This window comes from Streptomyces gardneri (assembly GCF_006539185.1).
Taxonomy (GTDB): domain Bacteria; phylum Actinomycetota; class Actinomycetes; order Streptomycetales; family Streptomycetaceae; genus Streptomyces; species Streptomyces gardneri.
In genome coordinates, this window is record NZ_BJMN01000028.1 from 53,730 (window position 1) to 79,613 (window position 25,884).

29 protein-coding genes and 1 tRNA gene are annotated in these 25,884 nt (G+C 71.1%); 16 read left to right on the top strand and 14 right to left on the bottom strand.

Annotation, left to right across the window (positions count from 1 at the left end; translation table 11 throughout):
• Positions 1–8: 8 nt before the first annotated feature.
• The gene (locus SGA01_RS21645; protein ID WP_141298090.1) at positions 9–1,850 is read right to left on the bottom strand and encodes an alkyl/aryl-sulfatase; all 1,842 of its coding nucleotides are present in this window, start codon (positions 1,848–1,850) and stop codon (positions 9–11) included.
• A gap of 136 nt (positions 1,851–1,986) precedes the next feature.
• On the opposite strand from SGA01_RS21645, the gene SGA01_RS21650 reads away from it, so the two are divergent.
• On the top strand, positions 1,987–2,268 hold the full coding sequence (locus SGA01_RS21650; protein ID WP_141298091.1) for a hypothetical protein: 282 nt from the start codon (positions 1,987–1,989) through the stop codon (positions 2,266–2,268).
• A 40-nt stretch (positions 2,269–2,308) separates the two neighbouring features.
• On the opposite strand, the gene SGA01_RS21655 is transcribed toward SGA01_RS21650, so the two are convergent.
• Entirely contained in the window at positions 2,309–3,472 is a 1,164-nt protein-coding gene (locus SGA01_RS21655; protein ID WP_141298092.1) for a serine/threonine-protein kinase, read from the bottom strand.
• 117 nt (positions 3,473–3,589) lie between these two features.
• On the opposite strand from SGA01_RS21655, the gene SGA01_RS21660 reads away from it, so the two are divergent.
• Together SGA01_RS21660 and SGA01_RS21665 are read left to right on the top strand one after the other, a co-directional pair.
• Positions 3,590–4,192 (top strand): gamma carbonic anhydrase family protein, encoded by a 603-nt coding sequence (locus tag SGA01_RS21660; protein ID WP_141298093.1) that lies wholly within the window; start codon positions 3,590–3,592, stop codon positions 4,190–4,192.
• A 122-nt stretch (positions 4,193–4,314) separates the two neighbouring features.
• Positions 4,315–5,178 carry a glycosyltransferase family 2 protein gene (locus SGA01_RS21665; RefSeq protein WP_141298157.1) on the top strand — a complete coding sequence of 288 codons (864 nt, stop codon included), beginning with the start codon at positions 4,315–4,317 and terminating at the stop codon, positions 5,176–5,178.
• Here the strand turns inward: SGA01_RS21665 and SGA01_RS41140 are convergent.
• On the bottom strand, positions 5,171–5,320 hold the full coding sequence (locus SGA01_RS41140; RefSeq protein WP_167534150.1) for a hypothetical protein: 150 nt from the start codon (positions 5,318–5,320) through the stop codon (positions 5,171–5,173). The genes SGA01_RS21665 and SGA01_RS41140 overlap by 8 nt on opposite strands.
• Positions 5,321–5,508: 188 nt before the next feature.
• On the opposite strand from SGA01_RS41140, the gene SGA01_RS21670 reads away from it, so the two are divergent.
• From SGA01_RS21670 to SGA01_RS41145, 3 genes are read left to right on the top strand one after another with little or no spacing between them, the layout of a single operon-like run.
• On the top strand, positions 5,509–6,003 hold the full coding sequence (locus SGA01_RS21670) for a DUF5994 family protein (protein WP_141298094.1): 495 nt from the start codon (positions 5,509–5,511) through the stop codon (positions 6,001–6,003).
• Positions 6,000–6,356, top strand: coding sequence for a PRC-barrel domain-containing protein (locus SGA01_RS21675; protein ID WP_141298095.1), 357 nt, complete (start codon positions 6,000–6,002; stop codon positions 6,354–6,356). The genes SGA01_RS21670 and SGA01_RS21675 overlap by 4 nt, the downstream gene beginning before the upstream one ends.
• Positions 6,357–6,386: 30 nt before the next feature.
• On the top strand, positions 6,387–6,557 hold the full coding sequence (locus SGA01_RS41145) for a hypothetical protein (protein WP_167534153.1): 171 nt from the start codon (positions 6,387–6,389) through the stop codon (positions 6,555–6,557).
• Positions 6,558–6,629: 72 nt separating this feature from the next.
• Here the strand turns inward: SGA01_RS41145 and SGA01_RS21680 are convergent, their stop codons facing one another.
• From SGA01_RS21680 to SGA01_RS21695, 4 genes are all read right to left on the bottom strand, one after another.
• Positions 6,630–7,871 (bottom strand): PP2C family protein-serine/threonine phosphatase, encoded by a 1,242-nt coding sequence (locus SGA01_RS21680; protein WP_141298096.1) that lies wholly within the window; start codon positions 7,869–7,871, stop codon positions 6,630–6,632.
• Between the two features lie 420 nt (positions 7,872–8,291).
• Positions 8,292–8,365, bottom strand: a tRNA-Pro gene (locus tag SGA01_RS21685).
• A 38-nt stretch (positions 8,366–8,403) separates the two neighbouring features.
• Complete coding sequence (locus tag SGA01_RS21690) at positions 8,404–9,150, bottom strand: Pr6Pr family membrane protein (RefSeq protein ID WP_141298097.1); 747 nt, start codon at positions 9,148–9,150, stop codon at positions 8,404–8,406.
• Positions 9,151–9,167: 17 nt separating this feature from the next.
• Entirely contained in the window at positions 9,168–10,106 is a 939-nt protein-coding gene (locus SGA01_RS21695; protein ID WP_141298098.1) for a metallophosphoesterase, read from the bottom strand.
• A gap of 74 nt (positions 10,107–10,180) precedes the next feature.
• Here SGA01_RS21695 and SGA01_RS21700 point away from each other — a divergent pair, with 74 nt between their 5' ends.
• Entirely contained in the window at positions 10,181–10,645 is a 465-nt protein-coding gene (locus SGA01_RS21700; RefSeq protein ID WP_055642689.1) for a GatB/YqeY domain-containing protein, read from the top strand.
• A 65-nt stretch (positions 10,646–10,710) separates the two neighbouring features.
• On the opposite strand, the gene SGA01_RS21705 is transcribed toward SGA01_RS21700, so the two are convergent.
• Complete coding sequence (locus SGA01_RS21705; RefSeq protein ID WP_141298099.1) at positions 10,711–12,963, bottom strand: transglycosylase domain-containing protein; 2,253 nt, start codon at positions 12,961–12,963, stop codon at positions 10,711–10,713.
• Positions 12,964–13,380: 417 nt separating this feature from the next.
• On the opposite strand from SGA01_RS21705, the gene SGA01_RS21710 reads away from it, so the two are divergent.
• Positions 13,381–13,725 carry a WhiB family transcriptional regulator gene (locus SGA01_RS21710; RefSeq protein WP_015034550.1) on the top strand — a complete coding sequence of 115 codons (345 nt, stop codon included), beginning with the start codon at positions 13,381–13,383 and terminating at the stop codon, positions 13,723–13,725.
• 27 nt (positions 13,726–13,752) lie between these two features.
• Here the strand turns inward: SGA01_RS21710 and bagB are convergent, their stop codons facing one another.
• Together bagB and bagA are read right to left on the bottom strand one after the other, a co-directional pair.
• The gene (bagB, locus tag SGA01_RS21715; RefSeq protein ID WP_141298158.1) at positions 13,753–15,078 is read right to left on the bottom strand and encodes an ATPase BagB; all 1,326 of its coding nucleotides are present in this window, start codon (positions 15,076–15,078) and stop codon (positions 13,753–13,755) included.
• 110 nt (positions 15,079–15,188) lie between these two features.
• Positions 15,189–16,151, bottom strand: a complete 963-nt coding sequence (gene bagA / locus SGA01_RS21720) for an ATPase BagA (protein WP_174867415.1) — start codon at positions 16,149–16,151, stop codon at positions 15,189–15,191.
• Between the two features lie 73 nt (positions 16,152–16,224).
• On the opposite strand from bagA, the gene sp36 reads away from it, so the two are divergent.
• The 5 genes from sp36 (at position 16,225) to SGA01_RS21745 (ending at position 19,826) form a co-directional block, all read left to right on the top strand.
• Positions 16,225–16,383 (top strand): Sp36 family protein, encoded by a 159-nt coding sequence (sp36, locus tag SGA01_RS21725; protein WP_015034547.1) that lies wholly within the window; start codon positions 16,225–16,227, stop codon positions 16,381–16,383.
• Complete coding sequence (locus SGA01_RS21730; protein ID WP_141298101.1) at positions 16,380–16,850, top strand: RidA family protein; 471 nt, start codon at positions 16,380–16,382, stop codon at positions 16,848–16,850. The genes sp36 and SGA01_RS21730 overlap by 4 nt, the downstream gene beginning before the upstream one ends.
• A 172-nt stretch (positions 16,851–17,022) precedes the next feature.
• The gene (locus SGA01_RS21735) at positions 17,023–17,901 is read left to right on the top strand and encodes an NUDIX hydrolase (RefSeq protein WP_141298102.1); all 879 of its coding nucleotides are present in this window, start codon (positions 17,023–17,025) and stop codon (positions 17,899–17,901) included.
• Positions 17,898–18,728, top strand: coding sequence for an MBL fold metallo-hydrolase (locus SGA01_RS21740; protein ID WP_055642694.1), 831 nt, complete (start codon positions 17,898–17,900; stop codon positions 18,726–18,728). The genes SGA01_RS21735 and SGA01_RS21740 overlap by 4 nt, the downstream gene beginning before the upstream one ends.
• 213 nt (positions 18,729–18,941) lie before the next feature.
• The gene (locus SGA01_RS21745) at positions 18,942–19,826 is read left to right on the top strand and encodes a prohibitin family protein (protein WP_141298103.1); all 885 of its coding nucleotides are present in this window, start codon (positions 18,942–18,944) and stop codon (positions 19,824–19,826) included.
• A 75-nt stretch (positions 19,827–19,901) separates the two neighbouring features.
• Here SGA01_RS21745 and SGA01_RS21750 read toward each other — a convergent pair whose 3' ends face one another.
• Positions 19,902–20,576 carry a Crp/Fnr family transcriptional regulator gene (locus SGA01_RS21750; RefSeq protein WP_015034542.1) on the bottom strand — a complete coding sequence of 225 codons (675 nt, stop codon included), beginning with the start codon at positions 20,574–20,576 and terminating at the stop codon, positions 19,902–19,904.
• Between the two features lie 186 nt (positions 20,577–20,762).
• Between SGA01_RS21750 and nth the strand changes: the two genes are divergently transcribed.
• From nth to SGA01_RS21765, 3 genes are all read left to right on the top strand, one after another.
• The gene (gene nth, locus SGA01_RS21755) at positions 20,763–21,842 is read left to right on the top strand and encodes an endonuclease III (protein WP_371866103.1); all 1,080 of its coding nucleotides are present in this window, start codon (positions 20,763–20,765) and stop codon (positions 21,840–21,842) included.
• Positions 21,843–22,037: 195 nt separating this feature from the next.
• Complete coding sequence (locus tag SGA01_RS21760; RefSeq protein WP_055642696.1) at positions 22,038–22,772, top strand: NUDIX hydrolase; 735 nt, start codon at positions 22,038–22,040, stop codon at positions 22,770–22,772.
• Positions 22,773–22,818: 46 nt separating this feature from the next.
• Positions 22,819–24,018, top strand: coding sequence for a MarP family serine protease (locus tag SGA01_RS21765; RefSeq protein ID WP_141298104.1), 1,200 nt, complete (start codon positions 22,819–22,821; stop codon positions 24,016–24,018).
• A 43-nt stretch (positions 24,019–24,061) separates the two neighbouring features.
• Here the strand turns inward: SGA01_RS21765 and SGA01_RS42170 are convergent, their stop codons facing one another.
• The 3 genes from SGA01_RS42170 to SGA01_RS21780 all read right to left on the bottom strand — a co-directional run bounded on the left by SGA01_RS42170 (position 24,062) and on the right by SGA01_RS21780 (position 25,821).
• Positions 24,062–24,256: a hypothetical protein gene (locus tag SGA01_RS42170; RefSeq protein ID WP_141298105.1), complete on the bottom strand. Its 195-nt coding sequence runs from the start codon at positions 24,254–24,256 to the stop codon at positions 24,062–24,064.
• 147 nt (positions 24,257–24,403) lie between these two features.
• On the bottom strand, positions 24,404–25,339 hold the full coding sequence (locus SGA01_RS21775) for an alpha/beta fold hydrolase (RefSeq protein WP_141298106.1): 936 nt from the start codon (positions 25,337–25,339) through the stop codon (positions 24,404–24,406).
• Positions 25,336–25,821, bottom strand: coding sequence for a phage holin family protein (locus SGA01_RS21780; protein ID WP_141298107.1), 486 nt, complete (start codon positions 25,819–25,821; stop codon positions 25,336–25,338). The genes SGA01_RS21775 and SGA01_RS21780 overlap by 4 nt, the downstream gene beginning before the upstream one ends.
• Positions 25,822–25,884: the final 63 nt, after the last annotated feature.

Here is a 25,884-nt window from a genome sequence, read left to right on the forward strand (position 1 = left end):
GTGGCCGCTCACGGCGTGACGATCGGGAACTGCGGGTCGGGCGTCGTCACGTACGACAGGAGCCGTGCGAGCAGCGCCGGATCGCCCTCCGCGCCGACCCCGAGCTCCTGGAGGCTCTGGCCGGCCAGCACGCCGAGGAGCTGGGCCTTCGCCAGCGTGAGCGTCAGCCCGGCGGGCGTCCGGGGCGCGCCCGTGACCACCCGCTGGGTGAGGGCGCCGTTGTGCAGGGTGAGCCGGTGGCGCGTCCCCGCGCCCGTGGGGCCGTCCAGCACGAGCAGGTCGACGGTCAGGTCGTCGTGCCAGGCACGCGGCCCGTCGATCCGTACGGCGATCGAGTCGACGAGCATGGGGACGGTGAGGGCCATCGCCATCTCGGGGTTCGACGTGTCGAGGTCCGTCTTCACGATGCCCTCGCGCAGCTCGAGCGCCGAGGTCAGGTAGAAGTTGCGCCAGGGGCCGTTCTCGGCGCCGTACCCCAGCCGGTCGTAGACCGAGGCCAGGGCCTCCTTCGCCTCGATGCTCCCGGGCTCGGCGAAGACCAGATGGTTGAGCAGGGTCGCCGCGAACCGCAGGTCGTCCGCGTCGACGTACTCGCGGGCCTTGACGAGCATCTCGGCGGGGCCGCCGGCCAGGGCCACGTACCGCTTCGCGCTCTCGACCGGCGGGTGCTCCCAGAGGTGGGCGACATTGCCGTCGAACCAGCCCAGGTAGCGCTGGTAGACCGCCTTGCTGTTGTGGCTGAGCGAGCCGTAGTAGCCGCGCGCGTGCCAGGACGTGGCCAGGGCGGGCGGCAGCTCGATCCGCTCGGCGACCTCCGGGCCGGTGAGGCCCTCGTTGAGCAGCCGCAGCGACTGGTCGTGGAGGTAGGCGTAGAGGTCCCGCTGCTCGGTCAGGAACTCCACCACCTTGTCGTGGCCCCAGGTGGGCCAGTGGTGGGAGGCGAAGCCGACGTCGTACTGCCCGTGGAAGAGCTCGACCGCCTCGTCGAGGTAGGCGGACCAGACGCGGGAGTCGCGGACGACCGCTCCGCGCAGGGTCAGGATGTTGTGCATGTTGTGCGTGGCGTTCTCGGCCAGGCACAGCGCCCGCAGGTCGGGGAAGAGGAAGTTCATCTCGGCCGGGGCCTCGGTGCCCGGCGTCAGCTGGAAGACGATCCGCACGCCGTCGATCACCACCTCCTGGCCGGTCCCGGTGACGTCCACGGTCGGCGGGATGAGGCTGATGGTGCCGAGGGAGGTGGTCTGGCCGAGCCCGGCGCCGATCTGCGCGTCCGGGGCCTTCGGGAGGTTCGCCCCGTACATGAAGGCCGCGCGGCGGGTCATCGCGTTGCCCGCGTACACGTTCTCGCTGACCGCGTGCTCCAGGAAGCCGGCCGGGGCGACGATCGGCACTCCCTCCTCGGTGCCGTGGGGCAGGATCCCGCGGGCGCCGCCGAAGTGGTCGGCGTGCGAGTGGGTGTAGATCATGCCGGTGACGGGCCGGTCGCCGCGGTGCTCCCGGTAGAGCGCGAGCGCGGCGGCGGCGGTCTCCGTGGAGATCAGCGGGTCGATGACGATGATGCCGCGCTCGCCCTCGACGACCGTCATGTTCGACAGGTCGAGGCCCCGCACCTGGTAGACACCCTCGGTGACCTCGTACAGGCCCTGACGCGAGCAGAGCTGGGCCTGGCGCCACAGACTGGGGTGCGCGGTGTCGGGGCAGTCCGCCTTGAGGAAGTCGTAGACGTCCCCGTCCCAGACGATCCGGCCGTCGGCGGCCGTGACCGCACCGGGGACCAGGGCACCGATGAAGCCCCTGTCCGCGTCGTCGAAGTCGGTGGTGTCCTCGAAGGAGGGCAGGGTGTCGCTCATGGACGAGGTGCTCCGTTCCGCGAGGGCGGTGATCGGCGTTCCGATCCATCTGAACACCGGGTCACTACGACCGCACTTCGGAGCGGAAGGGCGGGAGAGGCGCTCCGTACCTACTCTGGAGGTACGGAGGTGACCCATGTCGCGACGCCACCACTTCCACATCGACTACCTCGGGCACTCGGTCTCCGTGACCGTCCAGACCGGGCACACATCCGTCGTCGAGGTGCTCGTCGACGGCAAGGAGACGGGGCACGCCACGACGAAGGACGACCGGCCGGTCACCGTCCCGATCGAGCTGCCGACCGACCCGCCGACCGCCGTGTACGTACGGGCGACCTCCGGGCCCGGCGTACCGCGCTGCCTGCTGCTCGCGGCGGCGGACGGCGAGCCGCACGTGATGGCGCCGAGACTGTACTGAGGAGCGCCGAGGAGTCCCGAGGAGTACGGCGGAGCCCGGCTCAGGAGAGCCAGGCCATGCCGATCACCAGGAAGACGACGAAGGCGATGGCCCCGGCGACGGCGGCCGTCTTACGGGGCCGGCGGCGGGACAGCTCGGCGAGCGCGCCGCCCGTGCCGCCGCCACCGGCCGCCGGCCGCTCGCGCCGCCGCGAGGCCGGCGGGGCGGCGGAGACGTGCTGGGTCGGCGGCTGCGGGGGGCGTGCGGACGGCGGAGCCTGGTGGACGGGCCGCGGGGCCTGATGGGCAGGCTGCGGGAGCTGATGGGCCGCCGGCGGAAGCTGATGACCGGGCTGCGGGACCTGCTGAGGCAGCCCGTGAACGGACTGGGGGACCTGGTGGCCGGGCTGCGGATAGCCGCGCCAGGCACCCGACGAGAACCAGTCCGCGATCGCCTGCGCCGAGGGCCGCTGCTCGGGCTGCTTGGCCAGCAGGCTCAGCAGGTACGTCTCGAAGACGGGCGGCAGCGCCACCCCCAGCCGGCCGGGCGGCACCGGCGCGGTGTCGATGTGCTGGTAGAGCAGGGCCGTCGCCGTGTCCGCCCGGAAAGGCGGCTGGCCGATGAGCAGTTGGTAGAGCACGCAGCCCAGCGAGTACACGTCGGACGCGGACGAGGCGGGCTGCCCCAGGGCCCGCTCGGGGGCCAGATAGAGCCCGGTGCCCACGATCTGGCCGGTCGTCGTGAGCGCCGCCGAGGGGTCGTCGACGAACCGCGCGATGCCGAAGTCGGCCAGCTTCACCGTGCCCTCGGCGTCGACCAGCAGGTTCCCCGGCTTGATGTCGCGGTGCACGACCCCCTGCCGGTGGGCGGCGGCGAGCCCGGCGGCGGCGTGGGCGGCGACGACGGCGACCCGCTCGGCCGGCAGGACCAGCGGATCGGACGGGCTGCCCGCGAGGCTGTCGCCCTCGACCAACTCCATGACGAGGAACAGCTTCCCGTCCCACGTGCCGAAGTCGAAGACGCCCACGACGTGCGGGTGGCTCAGCCGGGCGGCGGTCTGCGCCTCCAGCCGGAAGCGGTCGCTCGCGGACGGGTCGGTGCCGTGACCCAGCATCAGCTTCACGGCCACGGGCCGGCCGAGGACCTCGTCCGTGGCCTGCCACACCTCGCCCATGCCGCCCCGGCCGATACACACATGAAGCCGATATCGGTCCGCGACCAGCACCTGGACACCACCCTTTCGACGATCGATCAACTTGACGGAAGGGGACCAGCGTAGAGCCGTCCGGACACGCTCCTCGCCGCGCGTCCCCTCAGGGCTCCGCCCCGGCATGATGACGGGATGCTGATCGAACACGAAGGCCAGGCGCCGAGCGTCCACCCGACCGCGTACGTGGCCCCGACGGCGACCCTCTCCGGCGACGTGCGCGTCGGCGCGGGCTGCCGGATCCTCTTCGGAGCCGTACTGACCGCGGAAGGCGGCCCGGTGGAGCTCGGCGAGGGCTGCATCGTCATGGAGAACGCGGTCCTGCGCGGCACCCACCGCGACCCGCTGACCCTCGGCCGGCACGTCATGGTCGGCCCGATGTCCTCCCTCGCCGGCTGCACGGTGGAGGACGAGGTCTTCCTCGCCACCGGCAGCAGGGTGTTCAACGGGGCGCGGATCGGTACGCGTTCGGAGGTCCGGGTCAACGGCATCGTGCACCTGCGGACGGTCCTCCCCGCCGACGCGACCGTCCCGATCGGCTGGGTCGCGGTCGGCGACCCGGCGCGGATCCTCCCCCCGAACGACCACGGCGAGATCTGGAAGGTCCAGCGGCCACTGGACTTCCCCGGCTACGTCTTCGGCCTGGACCGCCCGGCGGAGGGGGAGAGCCTGATGCCGGCCGTCTCCGAACGCTACGGTCGCGCGCTCGCCCGCCACCGCGAGGACCGTGTGCTCTGACGAGCGGCCGGAGCCGTGTCCTCCACACGTGACGCGGGTGAACGGAAGGTGACGCCCGCCCGTTAGCATCCGGGGCGAGTGTCGGTCAGCGTGGGACGGAGTGGGTCGTGGCACGACCGCGTATGGGTGTGGCGGTACTGACGATGGGCACGCGCCCCGACGAGCTGCGGGCCCTGCTCGACGCCGTGGCAGGGCAGGACGAACCGGCGGCCCGGATCGTCGTGGTCGGCAACGGCACCGGCTCGCTCCCGGAGCTCCCCGAGGGCGTCATCGGCGTCGAACTCCCCGAGAACAGGGGAGTGTCGGGCGGCCGGAACGTCGCGATCGAGGCGCTGCGCGAGTACGGCGACGTCGATGTCGTGGTGGACCTCGACGACGACGGCCTGCTCGTCGACACGGACGTCCTGCGCCGCCTCGGCGACCTGTACGAGGCCGACCCGACCCTCGGGATCGTGTCGTTCCGCATCGCCGACGAGACGGGCGAGACGCAGCGCCGCCACGTCCCCCGCCTCGGGGCGAAGGACCCGCTGGTGGGCGGCGAGGTGACGACCTTCCTCGGCGGCGGCCACGGCCTGTCGATGCCGATGCTCGACCAGGTCGGCGACTGGCCCGAGGACTTCTTCTTCACCCACGAGGAGACCGACCTCGCGTGGCGGGCCCTCGACGCGGACTGGAAGGTCGTGTACGCGCCGGAGCTCCTCCTCCAGCACCCGAAGACCAGCCCCGCCCGGCACGCCGTCTACTACCGGATGACCGCCCGCAACCGCGTCTGGCTGGCCAAGCGCAACCTGCCCGTCCTCCTGGTCCCCGTCTACCTCGGCGTCTGGACCCTCCTGACCCTGGCCCGCACCCGCTCCGTCCCGGGCCTGGCGGCCTGGTTCGCCGGCTTCGCGGAAGGCGTCCGCCGCCCCTGCGGCCCCCGCCGCCCCATGCGCTGGTCCACGGTCGCCCGCATGACCCGCCTGGGCCGCCCGCCGATCATCTGAGGAAACCGCCGGCCGCCCTCCGGGGCCGGCCGGCGCCCGGGAGCACCACCGGGACTCCGAGGAGACGGTTGCCTTCGGTGGCTTCGTAGAGGGCGGTCAGGACCCGTTCGCGGTAGAGCTGGCGCTCACGGAGTGTCGCCATGACCGAGTCTTTCAGCGTACTCCGCCCAGCGGCCGGACGAGCGGCTCTGACCAGGCGATTTCCCGCGAGGGGCACCTCCCGGCCGGCGGTCGCGGGCATCACCGCAGGCACGCGGGTACCGTGAGAACCACGGCGGTATCGCGCCGGCCATGAGGTGTCGGCGGCCCCGCGCAGGCAGGCGGACCACTATGGCCGAATCCGACACTCCCACCCCTCCCCGGCTCCTTCCGGAAGAGATCCACCGAGCGGTGAAACCCGGCACGGCCCTCCTCCGGCTGCAGACGACGCCCGCCCGCGAAGGCGTCCTCGACGGCGCCTGGTGGCCCCGCACCCGGCACGTCAGAGCCGAGTTGCCCGCCCTGATCCGGGCGCTCACCGGACACCTCGGTCCCATCACGCGGGTCGGCCTCGACACCGCCGCCTGGGAGGAGGTCCCGACTCGTGTGGTCGTCGACGGCCGTGTCGTGCACCTCGACTCCTTCCCCGTCGGCGACGACACCGTCCTCATCACTCGAGGCGCCAACGACCACTTCGCCCTGATGGTGGTGCCGCCGGACACGACGCCCGACGCGGCACGTGACGCGATGGCCCGTGCGGTCCGAGCCGACAACGTCACCCAGGCCGCCGAGATCCTTGTCGCCCCGCTTCCCGAACCAGCGGCACCCCGTCAGGAGTCGGCATGATCCAGATGGCAGACATCCGTGAGTGGCGAACCCACGACGTGGTGGACGCGCGGGGCCACAGGATCGGTGAGCTGGAAGCGGTCTACGTCGACACCAGCACCGACGAGCCGGCCATGGCCACGGTCCGCGTCGGCCTGCCCACCCGACACCGTCTGGTGTTCGTCCCCCTGGACGGTGCGACGGTGGGGCCGGGCTATGTGAAGGTCGCCCATGACAAGGCGCTGGTGAAGCAGTGCCCTTCGATCGGCAGCGACGACGTACTTCCCGCCGAGGACGAGGAGGCGGTCTTCCGGTACTACGACCTCCCCTACCAGCCCGGGGCGAACGGTGAACGCCAGCTGGCCCGCCGCTGAGCTCCCCGACCGACCGAGGAGGTGGCCCTCGTGTCGCTCTTCCTGGCCCTGATCATCGTGGCGATCGTGCTGGGCCTCATCGGCGCCGTCGTCGACGGACTGCTCTTCCTTCTGTTCATCGGCATCGTGCTGCTCGTGGCAGACCTCATCTACATCGCCATGCGCACGCGCCGCTCCGCTCGTCACCGCCCGGTCCGGTGACCCGACGCACCGGGCGAACCGGTCCGGACAGCGAAGAAGCCCTGTCCACTGCGTGTGAGGGCGCGCATTCGTTCAATCGAGTGTGGCGAGATGGTCGGCGTCGCCGCCGCGCCACTCGATGAGGAAGATGGTCGCGTCGTCGCTGGTGACGCCGCCTCGTCCCTGTTTCAGGGCGTGGGAGAGCGCGCGCACCACCGGCCGCACCGCCGTGTGGTCACGGACGGCCCGGTTGGTGCACTCGATGAGCTGCTCCTCTCCGAACTGTTCCCCGCCGGGCTGATGCTCTTCGATCAGCCCGTCGGTGAAACACAGCAGCCGGTCCCCGGGCTGCAGCATCCGCTCGCTGACCACCGGCTCCTCACCGCCGAAGCCGACCGGCAGGGTAGTCGGGCTCTCCAGCCGGTCCACCACGGCGCGGCCGCGGATCAGCAGCGGTGCCGGGTGGCCGGCATTGACCCACTGCAGCCGGCCCGTGGCGACGTTCAGACACATCATCTGGGCGGTGACGAAGTGGTCGTGGCCGAACTGCTCGTTGATGGCCTTGTCCATGAACGCGTACACCTGGGACAGGCCGGTGCCGGCCCGCCGCGTGTGGCGGTAGGCGCCGATGGCGACCGTCGCCATGGTCGCCGCGTCCAGGCCGTGGCCCATCGCGTCGATCATGGCCACATGGAGGATGTCGCCGTTGAGGGCGTAGTCGAAGCTGTCGCCGGCCACGGTGTACGCGGGCTCCAGGATTCCGGCGACCTCGACTTGCGGAACAGTCATCGACAGCGGAGGCAGCAACGACCACTGGATCTCTGCGGCCACGCTCATGGGGGCGCGGCGTCGGGTCTGGAAGAACAGGTCGGTGTAGGCGTCCTTGGTCACGATCATGTCCGCGACCAGCCCGGCGAGCCTGCGCAGCAACCGCCGGTCGTCGTCATCGACGCTGTCCAGCGTGACGGCCATCGCCCCGACCTGGTCACTGCCGTCCAGCAGCGGCAGATACATCCGCACATTTCCGTCCCGCGGTACCTCTACCGTTCTGCGGCTCAGGAACGACTCCCCGGCGGGGGACCCCTCGACCGGTTCGGGGTCCCCGACCATCAACCCCCGGCCCGGCAGCGGCACCAGCAGCATCTGTTCGTAGTCCTGCAAGAGGATCGAGACGTCCCGGCCGCCGACCCTGGCCACTTCTTCCGCAACGAGCGGCGCGATCAACTGCGGCGGCATCTCGTGAGCCCGGTCCAGCAGCAGACCCAGCAACCGCTCGCCAAACCCCTCCGACCGGTCCACCCCGAACTCGCCCGGCTTTCGCCCACCTTCGGACATCGCTGCTCGCATCCCTTCATTGGCGCGGCATGGGAATTCAGTGCGTGGTCATCCAGGTGCCTGCGCCTTCGGCCGCGGCGGCTGCATATCCCGGGTCGGGGTGCCCGCGACCCGACGCGGACCCCGACATGCTCGGATCCAGCGAGCAGTCAACGGCGATCCGCTCGAAACGACGTTCACACGCCCCATGCGCACAGGGCTCCTCGCACGACAGAGATCAACCCGTGCAGCCTGACACCGCCAACCGGCCCAACGAGCCGATTACGCCAGAGGCGGCATGTCACGCCCGGTCAGAGGAGTTGGCATGCACGGTCCCCCTTGAGATCCGGGTCCGGCGGCGAGAGTGCTCAAGGTCCCGGAAACCACTCAGGGGCCTGATCCGATTTCTCGGATCAGGCCCCTGACCTGGTCTTACGGCTGTCGGGGTGGCGGGATTTGAACCCACGACCTCTTCGTCCCGAACGAAGCGCGCTGCCAAGCTGCGCTACACCCCGATGTCGCTGCTCTGTGCTTCACGTCGCGGCGACATCGCTTACTTTAGCCCACGGGCGCGCTGAGACGAAATCCGGTTTTCGGAGAGCCGCGCCGCAGGTCGGATGCGGTCGAGGCCGACGATCGCGAGGCCCAGGACGTAGAAGGCCGCGCCCAGCACGACCGTGTTCACGAGGACGCCGGCGTAGCCGTGGGCGGTGACGTCGAGGAACGGGTACGTGTAGCGGGTGGGGGCGTCCGGGGAGATCAGTTCGCCGCGGATCAGGGCGAAGGCGAGGTAGAGGCCCGGGGCCGCGAGCCACTGGGCGGCGTGGCGCCACCGGAGGGCGCCGGGGAGGGTGAGGAGGAGGAAGTCGAGCGCCGCGCCGATCGGGGTGACGGTGTGGAGGAGCTGGTTGGCGACGGCCTTCGCGCCGGTGAGGCGGGCGATCTCGGCCGCCTGGTTGAACTGGTTCGACGGGTTGTCGAGGACCAGGTGGAAGACGAGGCCGACGACCGAGATGCAGAGCAGGGCGCCGCCGGTCCAGAGGGCGGGGAGCGGCGGGCGGCGGCTCCAGGCGCGGACGGCGCTCCGGCCGAGGACCACGGCGACCAGGATGTTCGACCAGATCGTGAAGAAGCTCAGGACGACGAGCACGGTCCCGTGGGCGCACTCGATGACGATTCCCGTCGCCGCGCACAGGGCGATCAGGCCACGGAACGCCGCCGCGAAGGGGCGGCGCTCGGCCGGGGGTACGACGGCGGAGGCCGGCACGGCCGCGGAGTCGGCGGGGCGAGGCGTGATCATCACCCCACCGTAGGGGCTCAGGCGCGAGCCGTCAGCGTGAGCAGGGTGACCTCGGGCGGGCAGGCGAAGCGGACCGGGGTGAAGCGGTTGGTGCCGCAGCCCGCCGAGACGTGCAGGTAGGAGGTCCGGTCGGCGACGGTGTGGGTCGAGAGCCCCTTCACCCGGTCGGTGTCCAGGTCGCAGTTGGTGACGAGCGCCCCGTAGAAGGGGATGCACAGCTGGCCGCCGTGGGTGTGCCCGGCGAGGATCAGCTCGTACCCGTCCGCCGTGAACGCGTCGAGCGAGCGCAGGTACGGGGCGTGGACGACGCCCATCGTGAAGTCGGCCGAGGCGTCGGGGCCGCCGGCCACCCGCTCGTACCGGTCGCGCTTGATGTGCGGGTCGTCGAGGCCGGTGAAGGCCAGTTCGGCCTCGGGCAGCTTGAGCGTGCCGCGGGTGTTGGTGAGGTTCACCCAGCCCGCCGCGTCGAAGGCGTCCCGCAGGCCCTCCCACGGGTTGTGCACGGCGCCGACGACCGGCTTGTTGCCGTTGAGCCCGTGGCGTCCCTGCACCTTCTCCATCAGGTAGCGGCCGGGGTTGCGCAGCATCGGCCCGTAGTAGTCGTTGGAGCCGAAGACGTACACGCCGGGAAACTCCATCAGCGGCCCGAGCGCGTCCAGGACCTCCGGCACCGCCTCGGTGTCGGAGAGGTTGTCGCCGGTGTTGACGACGAAGTCCGGGCGGAGCCCCGCGAGCGACTGGAGCCAGGCCCGCTTCTTGCGCTGGCCGCTCACCATGTGGATGTCGGAGACCTGAAGGACCCGCAGGTCGCGCATGCCGCGCGGGAGTACGGGCACGGTCACGCGGCGGAGCCGGAAGGAGCGGGCCTCGAAGCCTGCCGCGTAGACGATTCCGGCCGCGGCCGTCGCCGTGAGACCTGCCGTGACCTTCAGGGGAATCCCGTACCGTGCGCGCATCGCACCATCGTCGCAGACCCGGCGGGTGGAAATGTGCGGGCGTGCGGGGCGGGGCACCTGCCACACTTGACCCCATGACCACGCTCAAGGAGAAGCTCAAGGCCGACCTCGACGCCGCGATCAGGGGGCGCGACGAACTGCGCTCCTCGACCCTGCGGCTGACCATCACCGCGATCACCATGGAGGAGGTCTCGGGCAAGTCCAAGCGCGAACTCTCCGACGACGAGGTGCTGAAGGTGATCGCCAAGGAGGCGAAGAAGCGCCGCGAGGCCGCGGAGGCCTTCGCCCAGGGCGGTCGGGCCGAGTCCGCCGAGCGGGAGCGGGCCGAGGGCGTCCTCCTCGACGCGTACCTGCCGAAGCAGCTCAGCGACGAGGAGCTCGACGGGATCGTCGCGGCGGCCGTCGAGGAGGCGAAGGCGGCGGGCGCCGAGGGGCCGCGTGCCATGGGCGCCGTCATGAAGATCGTGAACCCGAAGGTGGCCGGCCAGGCCGACGGCGGCCGGGTCGCCGCCTCCGTGAAGAAGCTGCTCGCGGGCTGACACAGCGCGTACGACGAAGGGCGCCCCACTCCTGTGGGGCGCCCTTCCTCGTACTCATCCGCGCGTCAGCGGTTTCCGCCTCGGCGGTTGCCGTTGTTGTTGTCACCGTCGCCGAACATGTCCGGCGGGATCGTGATCCCGGGGAACGGGTTCGTCGGCGGCTTCGTGTCGCCCGGCTTGCCGTCGCGCGGCTTCCGCGGCTTGTTCGGGCCCTCCTCGCCCTCCTTCTCCTTGTCCTTGGGCTTCTCGGCCCGCGGCACGGAGATGGGGGTGAAGCGCGGCCGGTCGGAGTCGTCCAGCGCGCCCGTCATCGCGATCCGCCAGATGGGGCCGGGCAGGCAGCCACCGCAGACCTTGTCGTAGTAGACGCCACCGATGGTGATGTCGAACATCTCGTCACGCTTGCCGACGTCGTCGCCGACCCAGACGGCGGTGGACAGGCTCGGCGTGTAGCCGACGAACCAGGCGTCCTTGCGGCCCTCGGTGGTACCGGTCTTGCCCGCGTTGTCACGGTCGGTCAGACCGGCCCGCGTACCGGTGCCGTCCTCGACGACGCCCTTCAGCATCTGGTTGATGGTGTCGGCGGTGCGGTCGGACATCGCGCGCGTGCACTTGGTCTGCGGCACGTTCAGCTTGTCGCCGTTGGCGGCCCTGATCGACTCGATGGCGACCGGGGTGCAGTAGATGCCGCGGTTGGCGAAGGTGGCGTAGACGTTCGCCATGTCGAGCGGGGTGCTCTCCAGGCTGCCGAGCGTGGCCGACGGGCTCTGTGCGATGGACTTGCCCAGCTCGCGCTCGTAGCCGACCTTCTTCGCCATCGTCAGCGTCTCGCACAGGCCGGCCATCTGCTCCAGCTTGGCGAAGTACGTGTTGATGGACTTGCCGAGGGCGCTCGTCATGTCGTACGCCCCCTTCTCCGACTTGAGCTCGTTCTGGACGGGCCACTCGGCGTAGCCGGCGGGCTTGCCGTCGCAGCGAGTGAAGTCGTTCTCCCGCATCGAGATCTTCCACGGCGTGTCGAAGCTCTGCGCCGGGCTCAGCCCCTTCTCCAGGGCGGCGGCGGCCGTGATCGGCTTGAAGGTCGAGCCGACCGGGAAGCCGTACGTGGTGCCGCCCATCTTGCTGCCGACGGCGAGGTTGAGCGTCGTCTGGTGCTGCTTCTGGTCCAGGCCGTACGGGCGGGACTGGCCCATCGACAGGATCTTGCCGGTACCGGGCTGGACCTGGACGACGGCGGTCGCGACCCCGTCGTCCTTGTTGACCTTGGCCACGGAGGCCTCGTTGGCCGCCGCCTGCGCCTTCGGGGAGAGCGTGGTCTTGACGGTGAGACCGCCCAGGTTCCACAGCTTCTGCCGCTCCTCGGCCGTCTTCCCGAAGACCGGGTTGCTCAGGATCGTCTTGCGGACGTAGTCGCAGAAGAAGCCGGCGCCGTCGACGGCGGTGATGCAGCCGTTCTTCGGCGTCTTGACCTTGAGCTTGAGCGGCGCGGCCTTCGCCTTGTCCGCCTCCGCCTGGCTGATGTCCTTCACGTCGGCCATCCGCTGGAGGACCACGTTGCGGCGCTTGGTGGCTTCCTGGATGTCGTTGATCGGGTCGTAGCGGCTGGGCGACTGGACGAGTCCGGCCATCATCGCCGCCTCGCCCAGGTCCAGCTTGGCGGCCGGCTTGGAGAAGTACCGCTGGGAGGCGGCCTCGATGCCGTACGCCTGCTGACCGAAGAACGTGATGTTGAGGTAGTTCTCCAGGATCTTCTTCTTGCCCAGCTCCTCCTCGACCTGGATCGCGAACTTCAGCTCGCGGACCTTGCGGCCGATGGTCTGCTGGGTGGCCTGCGCGACCTTCTCGGGGTCGTCGCCGGCCTCCTCGACGAAGACGTTCTTCACGTACTGCTGGGTGAGCGTGGACGCGCCCTGCGCGACCCCGCCCGACTGCGCGTTGCGGTTGATCGCGCGCAGCACGCCCTTGAGGTCGATCGCCCCGTGCTCGTAGAAGCGGCCGTCCTCGATCGCGACGATCGCCTTCTGCATGTACGGGGAGATCTTGTCCAGCGGGACGACCTTCCGGTCCCGCGAGTACACCGTGGCGAGGAGACCGCCCTCGGCGTCGAGAATGGTGGTGCGCTGACTCAGCGGCGGGGTCTTCAGGTTGGAGGGGATCTCGTCGAACCCCTCGACCGTGCCCTTCGCGGCCAGTCCGAGTGCTCCGGCCGCGGGCAGGGCGATGCCCGCCAGCACGGCTCCGGAGAGCACACTGACACCGAGGAACTTGGCGGCCTGCTGGGTCCCGGTCAGACCACCGCCCGAGCGCTTCTTTGCCATGGGGGCAGCCTACGTTCTCATTCGCCGGACACGCGTATATGCCTTGGCCTAAGCTGCTCACAACTGTCACAGCAGTGCGGTCTCGCATCAAGACCCGCGCGTGACATCGGCATGAATTTCCGTGACCCCGAAACACGGGAAGCTCGTGTCCGTTTCCGGATCATGCGTCACCCGGCGCCCCAAGTGGGGCCGGTGAGGAAGGACGTATCCATGGGGATATGTCCGCTATCACGCGCATGTCCTTCGATCACTCCCCTGGGTGATCTGACGCGTACGCATAGTCCGTTCGGGCCATTCAAGATTGGGCCCGAAGGGGGTGTTGCGCTGTGCCCACCTTCCGTAACGTCCCAACTGGCAGCGGTGAATATGCCGCTACCGCCGTGGGGGAGCCTCGATTCGGGAGAGGACGGCGCCGGTATGGGCTGGGTAGCTGACTGGAGTGCGCAGGCGGCCTGCCGCACTACCGATCCGGATGAACTTTTCGTGCAGGGAGCGGCACAGAACAGGGCAAAGGCGGTGTGCACCGGATGTCCGGTGCGGACCGAGTGCCTCGCCGACGCCCTCGACAACCGCGTGGAGTTCGGTGTGTGGGGCGGCATGACGGAGCGCGAGCGCCGTGCGCTGCTGCGCCGACGGCCGACGGTCACGTCGTGGCGCCGGCTCCTGGAGACCGCGCGGACGGAGTACGAGCGCGGTGCGGGCCTGCTGCCCGTGGCGATCGAGGACGACGCGACGTACGAGGCGTACGCCGCGGTGGGCTAGTCCCCCGGACCGGCAGGGGCCGGTGGCTCAGGCCGAGGGCATCCGCCCGGCCGTGAGCCGGTCACCGATGGCCCGCAGCCCGGCGAGGTCGTGCACATCGCCGGGCAGGGCGGCCACTTCGGCCACGGCCACCTCGGGGTGGAGCGCGGTGAAGCGGTCGCGCGTGCGCTGCTCACGCGCGAGCACCCGCATGCGCTCGGCATGCAGGCGCAGAAGTCCCGCGGTGAGATGTCGTACGTCTGTGTCTGTGTCCGTGCCGGTGACTGCGTCTACGTCGTCTACGTCGGGGTGCTGTGCGGCCGGTTCGGCTGTGGGGGCAGCCTCGGGTACGGAAGAAACGGCGGCGGTGGCGAGATCTGACAGCTCGGGCGACGTGGCCGGGGAGCCACTCAGTCCAGCCTTCCCGTCCCCCCGATCCGTCATGCGCCCCTCGTCAAGATTTTCCGCGGCGGCCCGCGCCCGCTCGGCCGACAGGCCGGCCGCGCCACTGCCGTGGACGCGGTTGAGGACGAGACCGGCCAGCGGCATCTCCTCGGCCGCCAGCCGCTCCACGAAGTACGCGGCCTCGCGCAGCGCGTCCCGCTCCGGGGTGGCGACGACGAGGAACGCCGTGCCCGGGGCCTGGAGCAGCCGGTACGTGGCGTCGGCGCGGGTCCGGAAGCCGCCGAACATCGTGTCCATCGCCGCCACGAAGGTCTGCACGTCCTTGAGGAACTGACCGCCGAGCAGCTTCCCGAGCGTCCCCGTCATCATCGACATGCCGACGTTGAGGAACTTCATGCCGGCCCGGCCGCCCACCTTCGCCGGGGCCATGAGCAGCTTGATGAACTTCCCGTCGAGGAAGGACCCGAGACGCTTCGGCGCGTCCAGGAAGTCCAGCGCGGACCGGGACGGCGGCGTGTCGACGACGATCAGGTCCCACTCGTCGCGCGCCCGGAGCTGGCCCAGCTTCTCCATCGCCATGTACTCCTGCGTACCGGCGAACCCGGCCGACAGGGACTGGTAGAAGGGGTTCTCCAGGATCGCCCGGGCCCGCTCGGGCTCCGCGTGCGCCTCGACGATCTCGTCGAAGGTCCGCTTCATGTCGAGCATCATGGCGTGCAGTTCGCCGCCGTCGGACCCCTTGATGCCGTCGACCTTGCGGGGGGTGTTGTCGAGCGAGTCGATGCCCATCGACTGCGCGAGCCGCCGCGCCGGGTCGATGGTGAGGACGACGACCCGCCGGCCGCGCTCCGCCGCCCGTACGCCGAGGGCGGCCGCCGTGGTCGTCTTGCCGACCCCGCCCGCGCCGCAGCACACGATGATGCGGGTGCCCAGGTCGTCGATGAGCGGGTCGAGCTCCAGGACGGGCACGGCGTCGAGCCCGGCCGTGTCGAGCCCGGCCGTGTCAGGCCCCGTCGTGTCGGGCCCCGCTCCGTCGCGCCCCTTCGTGTCGGCGCCGGTCCCGGCGGTCGGCTTCTCCGTCACGCGCCCACCCCTTGCTTCCGCAGTTCCTTCGCCAGCCGGTAGAGCCCCGCGATGTCCCCGCCGTCCCCGAGGAAGGGCAGCTCGTACGCGGGCACGCCGATGCCGTCCAGGACCGCGCGCTGCTCCCGCTCCAGCTCCACGCGCCGGGCGTGCTCGGCCGCCTGGTCGAGGAGCGGTTCGACGAGCCGCGTGCCGCCCGTGACGCCGACGGAGGCCAGGCTCCGCGCGATCGCGTCCCGGTGGTCGCCGGAGGCGGCCCGTACGGCCGCCTCGTCGAGGACGTGCGGGCGGACCATGTTCACCACGACGCGCCCCACCGGCAGTTCGGCCGCGCGGAGCTCCGCGATGCCGTCCGCCGTCTCCTGGACCGGCATCTCCTCCAGGAGCGTCACCAGATGGACCGCCGTCTCGGGCGACTTGAGGACCCGCATGACGGCCTGCGCCTGATTGTGTATCGGGCCGATCCTGGCCAGGCCCGCGACCTCGTCGTTGACGTTGAGGAAGCGGGTGATGCGGCCGGTGGGCGGCGCGTCCATGACCACGTGGTCGTAGGTGTGGCCGCCGTGCTTCTCGCGCCGCTTGACCGCCTCGCACGCCTTGCCGGTCAGCAGGACGTCCCGTACGCCCGGGGCTATCGTCGTCGCGAAGTCGATCGCCCCGAGCTTCTTCAGGGCCCGCCCCGCGCCGCCCAGTTTGTAGAACATCTGGAGGTAGTCGAGGAGCGCGCGCTCGGCGTCGATCGCCAGCGCGTACACCTCGCCGCCGCCCGGCGCGACGGCGATCTTGCGCTCCTCGTACGGAAGCGCTTCCGTCTCGAAGAGCTGTGCGATGCCCTGTCTGCCTTCGACCTCGACGAGGAGGGTGCGTTTGCCCTCCGTCGCGAGGGCGAGCGCGAGGGCGGCGGCGACCGTCGTCTTACCGGTACCGCCCTTTCCGCTGACGACCTGGAGCCTGCTCACGCTGTCGAGCCTAACCACTGGCGGCGGCGCCCAATCAGGAGGCCGCCCCGCGGCAGCGGATACAGTCGCCTCCATGACCAAGTGGGAGTACGTCACGGTGCCGCTTCTGGTGCACGCGACGAAGCAGATTCTGGACACCTGGGGCGAGGACGGCTGGGAGCTCGTCCAGGTCGTGCCCGGGCCGAACAACCCCGAGCAGCTCGTGGCCTACCTGAAGCGGGCCAAGTCGTGAGCGGGGCCGTGGAGGCGAAGCTCGCCGAGCTCGGCCTGACCCTGCCGGAGGTCGTGCCGCCGCTGGCCGCGTACCAGCCGGCCGTGCAGTCGGGCGTGTACGTCTACACCTCGGGCCAGCTCCCGATGGTGGGGGGCAAGCTCTCGGTGACCGGCAAGGTCGGCGACGAGGTCACCGCCGAGGAGGCCAAGCAGCTCGCGGCCACCTGCGCGCTGAACGCCCTCGCGGCCGTGAAGTCGGTCGTCGGTGACCTGGACCGGATCAAGCGGGTCGTGAAGGTCGTGGGCTTCGTCGCCTCCGCCTCCGACTTCACCGGGCAGCCCGGCGTCATCAACGGCGCCAGCGAGCTGCTCGGCGCGGTCCTCGGCGACAAGGGCGTGCACGCGCGCAGCGCCGTCGGCGTGGCCGTGCTGCCCCTCGACGCGCCGGTCGAGGTCGAGGTCCAGGTGGAGCTCGTCGAGGCCTGACAGCCCGTCGCGCGCCGTTCGTCGCGCGGTGTGTGCGCCGTTCGTCCGTGAAGAGCCGGTTTCCCCGTGGGTGGGGGAGCCGGCTCTCGCGCGTCCGCCCGCCGCCGCGCCGCCGCCTTCCTCACACCGTCCGGCCCTCGTGCATTTCGGTGCTTGCGCATAGCATCCGCCCATGTCGAATGCTCAGCCGAACGGTCAGTGGTACCCGCCGGAATGGCCCGACCGCATCCGCGCCCTCGCCGCGGGCGAGCTCACCCCGGTGAGCCCCCGGCGCGCCGCCACCGTGCTGCTCCTGCGGGACGGGGCCGCGGGGCCCGACGTGCACATGCTGCGCCGCCGCGCCTCGATGGCCTTCGCGGGCGGTGCGTACGCCTACCCCGGTGGCGGCGTCGACCCGCGCGACGAGCAGCCGGTGCGCTGGGCGGGGCCCTCCCTCGCCGAGTGGGCCGGGCGCCTCGGCCTCGACGACCCCGCGCAGGCGCAGGCCGTGGTCTGCGCCGCCGTACGCGAGACCTTCGAGGAGGCGGGCGTCCTGCTCGCCGGGGAGACCGCGGACACCGTGGTCGGCGACACCACCGGCGAGGACTGGGAGCGGGACCGCGAGGCGCTCGTCACCCGGGAGCTGCACTTCGCCGACTTCCTCGACCGGCGCGGGCTCGTCCTGCGCTCGGACCTGCTCGGCGGCTGGGCCCGCTGGATCACCCCGGAGTTCGAGCAGCGGCGCTTCGACACGTGGTTCTTCGTCGCCGCGCTCCCGGCCGGCCAGCGCACCCGGGACGTCTCGGGGGAGGCCGACCGCACGGTGTGGATCCGCCCCGCGGAGGCCGCCGCCGGCTACGACCGGGGCGAGCTGACGATGATGCCGCCGACGATCTCGACCCTGCGCGCCCTGGAGCCGTACGGGACGGCCGCGGAGGCGCTGGAGGCGGCCGGGGAGCAGGATCTGACCCCCGTACTCGCCCAGGCGCGTCTGGAGGGCGACGAGCTGGTCCTGAGCTGGCCGGGGCACGAGGAGTTCACCAAGATCATCCCGGCCGGGGGTGCGCGATGAGCGACGCCGCCGCCCTGCCCGGGCAGCCGCGCGGGCTCGTCGTCTCCGGGCCCGCGACCGCCCGCGCCGTGAACGTGCTCGCGCCGAACCCGTCCGCGATGACCCTCGACGGCACGAACACCTGGCTGCTCTCCGAGCCCGGCTCGGACCTCGCGGTCGTCGTCGACCCCGGCCCGCTCGACGAGGGCCATCTGCGCCATGTCGTCGAGACCGCCGAGAAGCTCGGCAAGCGGATCGCGCTCACCCTGCTCACCCATGGCCACCCGGACCACGCGGAGGGGGCCGGCCTCTTCGCCGAGCTGACCGGGACCGCCGTACGGGCCCTGGACCCGGCGCTGCGGCTCGGCGACGAGGGGCTCGGCGCGGGGGACGTGCTGGAGGTCGGCGGCCTGGAGGTCCGGGTCGTCCCGACGCCCGGGCACACCTCGGACTCGCTCTCCTTCCATCTGCCCGCCGACCGGGCGGTCCTGACGGGGGACACGATCCTGGGGCGCGGCACGACGATGGTCGCGCATCCGGACGGGCGGCTCGGCGACTACCTGGACTCGCTGCGGCGGCTGCGCTCGCTCACCGTCGACGACGGGGTGCACACGGTCCTGCCGGGGCACGGGCCGGTCCTGGAGGACGCGCAGGGGGCGGTGGAGTTCTATCTGGCGCACCGGGCGAACAGGCTCGCCCAGGTCGAGACGGCGGTCGAGAGCGGCCACCGGACGGCGGCGGAGGTCGTGGCGCACGTGTACGCGGACGTGGACCGCTCGCTGTGGCCGGCGGCGGAGCTGTCCGTGCGGGCTCAGCTGGAGTACCTGCGGGAGCGCGGACTGGTCTAGCGCGGACCGGTACAGCGCGGATCGATGTAGCCGCGGATCGAAGTAGCGCGGACCGGTTCGGCGTGGACCGGTTCGGCGCGGACCGGTTCGGCGTGGACCGGTTTGGCGCGGTCGTCACGATCCTGTTCCGAGGTGGGCCCCGGCGCTGCGGCCCGCCGACCCCGTGTTTTACGCTCCGTTTACTTCTGGCCGTAGCTTTCGGGGGGAACGCCCGTGTTCGTCATCGCCATCCTGCTGGTCATCGCCGCAGTGGTGCTCTTTTTCGTCGGCCGAGCCAACGACTCGACGGGGCTGAAGTTCGGCGCCCTCGGAGCGGTCCTGGCCGGTGTCTTCTCGCTGATCGTGAGCATGACGTACGTGATCAGCGCGTACGAGGTCGGTGTGCCGGTCGCCTTCGGCAAGGTCGGCTCGCCCATGACCTCGGGCATGCACGTGAAGTCGCCGTTCACCGACGTCACGACCTTCTCCACCCGCCCCGTCGACCTCAACCTCTCCGACAAGGACGTGGTCGAGGTCCGCTCCTCGCAGGGCGGTGTCATGTACGCCGAGGTGACGGTGAAGTGGGCCGTCGTCCCGGCCAAGTCCGTCGAGCTGTACAAGCTCGCGGGCAGCGAGGACGCCATCCAGCAGCGCCTCGTCTACCCGGACAGCCGGGAGATCGTCCGTAACGTCTTCGCCCGCTACACCAGCGAGCAGGGCTACGCCTCCGACCGCGAGAAGATCAACGCCGAGATCGGCGCCCTGATCAAGGAGCGTCTCGTCCCGCGCGGCATCGACGTGACCACGGTCAACCTGCGGAACGTGAAGCCCTCGGACTCGCTCCAGGGCCAGATCGACCGCAAGATCCAGCAGCAGCAGTCGACCGAGCGTGCCCTTGAGGCCGCCCGTACCGCCAAGGCCGAGTCGGACCGGCGCCGGATCGAGGCGGAGGGCATCGCCCGCGCCAACAAGATCCTCAACGACTCGCTGACGGACAAGGTCCTGATGAACCAGTGCATCGACGCGTTCAAGGAGGCCGCGGCGAAGAACCCGATCTACACCGTGCCCTGCGCGAACGGCGGCTCGGCCCCGGTGATCGTGGACGGCTCGAAGCGCTGACGACGAGCCCGTAGGCGTACGAGAAGGGCCGCCCCGGTCTGTCGGCCGGGGCGGCCCTTTCGCGTACGAGGATGCTTACCGCGAGCGCTTCGCGAGGCGCTCCACGTCCAGCAGGATCACGGCGCGGGCCTCCAGGCGCAGCCAGCCGCGCTGGGCGAAGTCGGCGAGCGCCTTGTTGACCGTCTCGCGGGAGGCGCCGACCAGCTGGGCCAGCTCCTCCTGGGTGAGGTCGTGGACGACGTGGATGCCCTCCTCCGACTGCACGCCGAAGCGGCGCGACAGGTCGAGGAGCGCGCGGGCGACACGGCCCGGCACGTCGGAGAAGACCAGGTCGGACATCTGGTCGTTGGTCTTGCGCAGCCGGCGGGCGACCGCGCGGAGCAGCGCGGTGGCCACCTCCGGGCGGGCGTTCAGCCAGGGCTGGAGGTCGCCGTGGCCGAGACCGAGCAGCTTGACCTCGGTCAGCGCCGTGGCGGTCGCGGTGCGCGGGCCCGGGTCGAAGAGGGACAGCTCACCGATGAGCTCGCCGGGGCCGAGGACCGCCAGCATGTTCTCCCGGCCGTCGGGGGAGGTGCGGTGCAGCTTCACCTTGCCTTCGGTGACCACGTAAAGGCGGTCACCGGGGTCGCCTTCGTGGAACAGCGCGTCGCCACGGGCGAGCGTCGCCTCACTCATCGAGGCGCGCAGCTCGGCGGCCTGCTCGTCATCGAGCGCCGCGAAGAGCGGGGCGCGCCGCAGAACGTCGTCCACGAGTTCTCTCCATACTGTCGACCTGCTCAAAGGACCTGGGTCCCATGATGCCGGACGCACAAAACAGTGCGATCAATCACAACAAGTTTGACGCACTTGGCTACCCGTGCGTACGGCAGGGGCCCGATTGGGGTCCGATCGGCCATGCCCGGGGCGGATGTCGGTGGTGGCCCCTAGGCTGGCCGGGTGTCCAACTCGCCGGTGAGAGCGCAGGCCAAGGGGGCTGAAAGAGTGTCGGCCGAAGGTAATTCCGCTGTGGGCGAACACGGCGTGTCGAAACGGGTGAAAGCCTCAAATCGGAAGGCTGAGAGGTCCCGGTCGGCCGAGTCCGTCCCGTCGGCCAAGGCCGTCGAGCCGGTCGCGGCCGCCAAGGCCGCCAAGGTCTCCAAGCCGGTCGCGGTCTCCAAGCCGGTCGCGGTCGCCAAGCCGGCCAAGGTCTCCAAGCCGGCCAAGCCCGCCAAGGTCGCCGCGCCGGTCAAGGTCGCCGGGTCCGCAAAGCCCGAGTCGCGGCTCGCGATGGTCCGGCGGGCGCGGAAGATCAACCGCGAACTGGCCGAGGTCTTCCCGTACGCCCATCCGGAGCTCGACTTCCGGAACCCCTTCGAGCTGCTCGTCGCCACGGTCCTCTCCGCGCAGACCACCGACCTGCGGGTCAACCAGACCACCCCCGCCCTCTTCGCGAAGTACCCCACGCCCGAGGACCTCGCCGCCGCCGTGCCGGAGGAGGTCGAGGAGCTGATCCGCCCGACCGGCTTCTTCCGGGCCAAGACCAGGTCGATCATGGGCCTGGCCGCCGCTCTGAGGGACGAATTCGGCGGAGAGGTCCCCGGCCGCCTGGAGGACCTCGTCAAGCTCCCCGGCGTCGGCCGGAAGACCGCGTTCGTCGTGCTGGGCAATGCCTTCGGGGTCCCCGGCATCACCGTCGACACCCACTTCATGCGCCTCGTCAGGCGCTGGAAGTGGACCGAGCAGGAGGACCCGGTCAAGATCGAGGCGGAGATCGCCGAGATCTTCCCGAAGAGCGAGTGGACCATGCTCTCGCACCGGGTGATCTTCCACGGCCGCCGGATCTGCCACGCCCGCAAGCCCGCGTGCGGCGCCTGCCCGATCACCCACCTCTGCCCCTCGTACGGCGAGGGCGAGACGGACCCGGAGAAGGCGAGGAAGCTGCTCAAGTACGAGATGGGCGGTTTCCCCGGCCAGCGGCTCGACCCGCCGCCCGGCTACCCGGGCCGCCCCGCGCCCCCACTGGGCGCGAGCGGCTGAGCCCGAGCGCCTGAGCCGGGCCGAGCCCGGGCCCACGCCGCGCCCGCAAGGCCGGAGCAGCCGAACCACCGGGCCGAACCACCGGGCCGAACCACCGGGCCGAACCACCGGGCCGAGCCGCAAGGCCGCGCCGCAAGGCCGAGCCCGCGGGGAACGAACACGTCCATCGATCGCGTTGTGAAACACGGGGTGCCTATGACGCGCACTGACGAAGACATCCAGGACGAGCACGTGCACGGCGAAGGGGCCCGAGCCCCCGGTACCGGCGGTCTGCTCGACAGGGACGGGCTGCCCGGCTGGCTCGGCCCCGTCGACCGGGCCGCCCGCACGGTCGCGCCCGAGCAGCTGAGCCGCTTCCTGCCGCCCGAGAGCGGCGCCGGCCGCCAGTCCGCCGTCCTCGTCCTCTTCGGCGAGGGCGAGCGCGGACCCGAGCTGCTGCTCATGGAGCGCGCCGGCAGCCTCCGCTCGCACGCCGGGCAGCCCTCCTTCCCGGGCGGCGCCCTCGACCCCGAGGACGGCGACCCGGCGGACGGCGGGCTGCTGCGCGCCGCCCTGCGGGAGGCCCAGGAGGAGACCGGGCTCGATCCGGCGGGCGTCCAGATCTTCGGCGTGCTGCCGCAGCTCTACATCCCGGTCAGCGGCTTCGTCGTCACCCCCGTCCTCGGCTGGTGGCGCACCCCGAGCCCGGTCGGGGTCGTCGACCCCGGCGAGACCGCCCGCGTCTTCACCGTGCCCGTGGCGGATCTCACGGATCCCGCGAACCGCGCGACGACCGTCCACCCGAGCGGCCACCGGGGCCCCGGCTTCCTGGTCGAGTCCGCTCTGGTCTGGGGTTTTACGGCCGGAGTGATCGACCGGCTACTGCACTTCGCAGGCTGGGAGCGTCCCTGGGACCGGGCCAAGCAGGTCCCGCTCGACTGGCGCTCATGACAGGCTGACCCCGGGCGACCGAAACGAATTTGCGAGGCTATCGACGGTGAACGTGCTGGACATCTTGTTGCTGCTCGCCGCCGTGTGGTTCGCCGTCATCGGATATCGCCAGGGATTCGTGGTCGGCATCCTGTCGGTGGTCGGGTTCCTCGGCGGCGGTCTCGTCGCGGTTCTGCTGCTCCCGATCCTCTGGGACCAGCTGACAGACAACAGCGAGGTCTCGACCACGGCGACGGTCGTCTTCGTGATGGTGGTCATCGTCTGCGCCTCGGTCGGCCAGGCGTTCACCACCCACCTCGGCAACAAGCTCCGCCGGCACATCACCTGGTCACCGGTGCGTGCCCTGGACGCCACCGGCGGCGCGCTGGTGAACGTCGTCGCGATGCTGCTCGTGGCCTGGCTGATCGGCTCGGCCCTGGCCCGGACCTCGCTGCCCACCGTGGGCAAGGAGGTGCGGAACTCCAAGGTGCTGCTCGGGGTGGAGCAGGTGATGCCGGATCAGGCGTCCCGCTGGTTCGACGACTTCAGCTCCATGCTGGCCCGCAGCGGCTTCCCGCCGGTCTTCAGCCCCTTCGCCGACGAACCGATCACCCAGGTCACCCCGCCCGACCCGGATCTCGCCGACAGCCCGGTCGCCGACCGAGCCCAGCGCTCCATCGTGAAGGTCGTCGGCACCGCGCAGAGCTGCGGCAAGGTCTTCGAGGGCACCGGCTTCGTCTTCGCCGACCGCCGGGTCATGACCAACGCCCACGTCGTCGGCGGGGTCGAGGAGCCGACCGTCCAGATAGGCGGCGAGGGCAAGCTCTACGACGCCAAGGTCGTCCTCTACGACTGGCAGCGCGACATCGCCGTCCTGGACGTGCCGGACCTCAAGGCGCAGCCGCTGAACTTCACCGAGCAGGACGCCCGCAGCGGCGACGGAGCGATCATCGCGGGCTTCCCGGAGAACGGCTCGTACGACGTGCGCTCGGCTCGTGTGCGGGGCCGTATCAGCGCCAAGGGACCCGACATCTACCAGCGGGACGAGGTGCGCAGGGACGTGTACTCGCTGTACGCGACGGTGCGCCAGGGCAACTCCGGCGGTCCGCTCCTCACCGAGGACGGCGAGGTGTCCGGCGTGATCTTCGCCCGCTCCCTCGACGACACGAACACGGGCTACGCCCTGACGGTCGACGAGATCCGCGAGGACATCGAGCGCGGCCGGACCGCCGTCCAGGAGGTCGACACCCAGGGCTGCGCGCTGTAGCGGCGCGCCTCCCCGGGGCGGTACCCCTTCGGGGCGTTACCCCCTAGGGGGTGTCGCGTGGATGCCGGAGCCGGGCCGAGACCCACCGCGCCCGGCGGCGCAGAATGCGTGAGATCCCTACCTCTGGCACGGCGTACGCGTGGCCCTGGTCCTGCGGGCCCCCCCTTTCTCGGGAGCCCGGCCCAGCGGCCGAGCGGCGGTTGCGTGCTGTGTCACCGTAGTCGTGCGTCCAGCCCATACCCCGACGTCTGCCCGTGCCCCAAGGTCGGTAACCGCCCGGGGGCCCGCCAATTGGAGTATGCGCCGGGCACATGGCCGTTCGACGGATGCCTGTGCGTCTGTCCCCGCGTCAGAAGCGTGGCCGGAAAGCTGTTCGGACGGTGCGTCAGCGGTCGGGCTCGGGGTCCTTCAGCCAGTTGACGAGCTCCGTGGAGAAGGCCACCGGGTCCTCCTCGTGCGGGAAGTGGCCGAGACCGTCGAAGAGCCGCCAGCGGTACGGCGCTTCCACGTACTCGCCCGAACCGGCCGCGCTGCGGGTCCGCATCACCGGGTCGAGGGAGCCGTGGAGGTGCAGCGTCGGTACCCGTACGGGCCGCTTCATGCGCCGGTTGAACTGGATGCCGTCCGGGCGGGCCAGGGACCGCACCATCCAGCGGTACGGCTCGATCGAGCAGTGCGCCGTCGACGGGACCAGCATCGCCCGCCGGTACACCTCGACGGCCTCGTCGTCGGCGGGGCGCGGCCCCGACCAGTCGTGGATCAGCTCCCCGACGAGCGCCGCGTCGTCCGCGACGAGCTGACGCTCCGGCAGCCACGGCCGCTGGAAGCCCCAGATGTGCGAGCCGGCCCGCGACTGCGCGAAGTCGCCGAGCATCGCCGAGCGCCAGCGGCGCGGGTGCGGCATCGAGGAGACGGCCAGGCGGCGCACCAGCTTGGGCCGCATCACGGCCGCCGTCCAGGCGAGGTAGCCGCCCAGGTCGTGCCCGACGAGCGCCGCGTCCGGTTCCCCGAGGGAGCGGATGACGCCGGTGATGTCGAGGGCCAGGTTGGCGGGGTCGTAACCCCGGGGTGTGCGGTCGCTGCCGCCCACCCCGCGCAGGTCCATCGCGACGGCCCGGAACCCCGCCTCGGCGAGGGCCGGCAGCTGGTGGCGCCAGGTCCACCAGAACTGCGGGAAGCCGTGCAGGAGCAGCACCAGCGGGCCGTCGCCCATCTCGGCGATGTGGAAGCGGGCGCCGTTGGCGGCCACGTCGCGATGGGTCCACGGCCCGTCGAGCCGGACGGGCCCGCCGTTGCCGTTGCTGCTCTCGGGGAGGGTCATACGGACGAGCGTGCCACAGCGGAGGCCTTGTCCAGTGCCTTGGCCGCCTCCGGGCGCGGGTGCGGCTTCACCGTGGCGATCACGGCGGCCGTCTTCTTCGCGGAGGCGATGGACTTCTCCGGCGGCTTCACCTTGCGGAACTTGGCGTACGCCACGAAGCCGAGGAGGCACGCGAGCAGCACGTTCGCCGCGAAGGAGAGGAGGAAGCACCAGACGAGGTTCCAGCCCCCGTCGCCGTTGTGCCCGCCGGTCCAGGTGTTGATGGCGTACGCGAGCGCGAAGCTCAGCATCGGCAGCGAGAACAGCAGCACGACGCCGGCGGCGATGCCCGCGGCACTGCCGATCGCGCCGCGCTTGACGTCCTGCTTGACCTCGGCCTTGGCCAGGGCGATCTCGTCGTGCACCAGCGCGGACATCTCGGCGGTCGCCGAGGCGACCAGCTGGCCGAGGCTGCGCTCGGTGCCGTCGAACGGGTCGCTCATCGCTGCTCCCTCTTCTCTTCTGCGGTCCGAGGCTCTCCACACGGTGCGAGTCCTCTTCCACGG

Bases quoted from the DNA above. Each gene is read 5' to 3' on its own strand.
- SGA01_RS21690 (WP_141298097.1), bottom strand. From the start codon at position 9,150: ATGATCACGCCTCGCCCCGCCGACTCCGCGGCCGTGCCGGCCTCCGCC.
- SGA01_RS21660 (WP_141298093.1), top strand. From the start codon at position 3,590: ATGCTGATCGAACACGAAGGCCAGGCGCCGAGCGTCCACCCGACCGCG.
- SGA01_RS21760 (WP_055642696.1), top strand. From the start codon at position 22,038: ATGACGCGCACTGACGAAGACATCCAGGACGAGCACGTGCACGGCGAA.
- SGA01_RS41140 (WP_167534150.1), bottom strand. From the start codon at position 5,320: ATGGCGACACTCCGTGAGCGCCAGCTCTACCGCGAACGGGTCCTGACC.
- sp36 (WP_015034547.1), top strand. From the start codon at position 16,225: ATGACCAAGTGGGAGTACGTCACGGTGCCGCTTCTGGTGCACGCGACG.
- SGA01_RS21775 (WP_141298106.1), bottom strand. From the start codon at position 25,339: ATGACCCTCCCCGAGAGCAGCAACGGCAACGGCGGGCCCGTCCGGCTC.
- SGA01_RS21675 (WP_141298095.1), top strand. From the start codon at position 6,000: ATGATCCAGATGGCAGACATCCGTGAGTGGCGAACCCACGACGTGGTG.
- SGA01_RS21700 (WP_055642689.1), top strand. From the start codon at position 10,181: ATGACCACGCTCAAGGAGAAGCTCAAGGCCGACCTCGACGCCGCGATC.
- SGA01_RS21670 (WP_141298094.1), top strand. From the start codon at position 5,509: ATGGCCGAATCCGACACTCCCACCCCTCCCCGGCTCCTTCCGGAAGAG.
- SGA01_RS21780 (WP_141298107.1), bottom strand. From the start codon at position 25,821: ATGAGCGACCCGTTCGACGGCACCGAGCGCAGCCTCGGCCAGCTGGTC.
- SGA01_RS21645 (WP_141298090.1), bottom strand. From the start codon at position 1,850: ATGAGCGACACCCTGCCCTCCTTCGAGGACACCACCGACTTCGACGAC.
- SGA01_RS21735 (WP_141298102.1), top strand. From the start codon at position 17,023: ATGTCGAATGCTCAGCCGAACGGTCAGTGGTACCCGCCGGAATGGCCC.
- SGA01_RS21705 (WP_141298099.1), bottom strand. From the start codon at position 12,963: ATGGCAAAGAAGCGCTCGGGCGGTGGTCTGACCGGGACCCAGCAGGCC.
- SGA01_RS21740 (WP_055642694.1), top strand. From the start codon at position 17,898: ATGAGCGACGCCGCCGCCCTGCCCGGGCAGCCGCGCGGGCTCGTCGTC.
- SGA01_RS21695 (WP_141298098.1), bottom strand. From the start codon at position 10,106: ATGCGCGCACGGTACGGGATTCCCCTGAAGGTCACGGCAGGTCTCACG.
- SGA01_RS21665 (WP_141298157.1), top strand. From the start codon at position 4,315: ATGGGTGTGGCGGTACTGACGATGGGCACGCGCCCCGACGAGCTGCGG.
- SGA01_RS21680 (WP_141298096.1), bottom strand. From the start codon at position 7,871: ATGTCCGAAGGTGGGCGAAAGCCGGGCGAGTTCGGGGTGGACCGGTCG.
- SGA01_RS21650 (WP_141298091.1), top strand. From the start codon at position 1,987: ATGTCGCGACGCCACCACTTCCACATCGACTACCTCGGGCACTCGGTC.
- SGA01_RS21710 (WP_015034550.1), top strand. From the start codon at position 13,381: ATGGGCTGGGTAGCTGACTGGAGTGCGCAGGCGGCCTGCCGCACTACC.
- SGA01_RS42170 (WP_141298105.1), bottom strand. From the start codon at position 24,256: ATGGGCTGGACGCACGACTACGGTGACACAGCACGCAACCGCCGCTCG.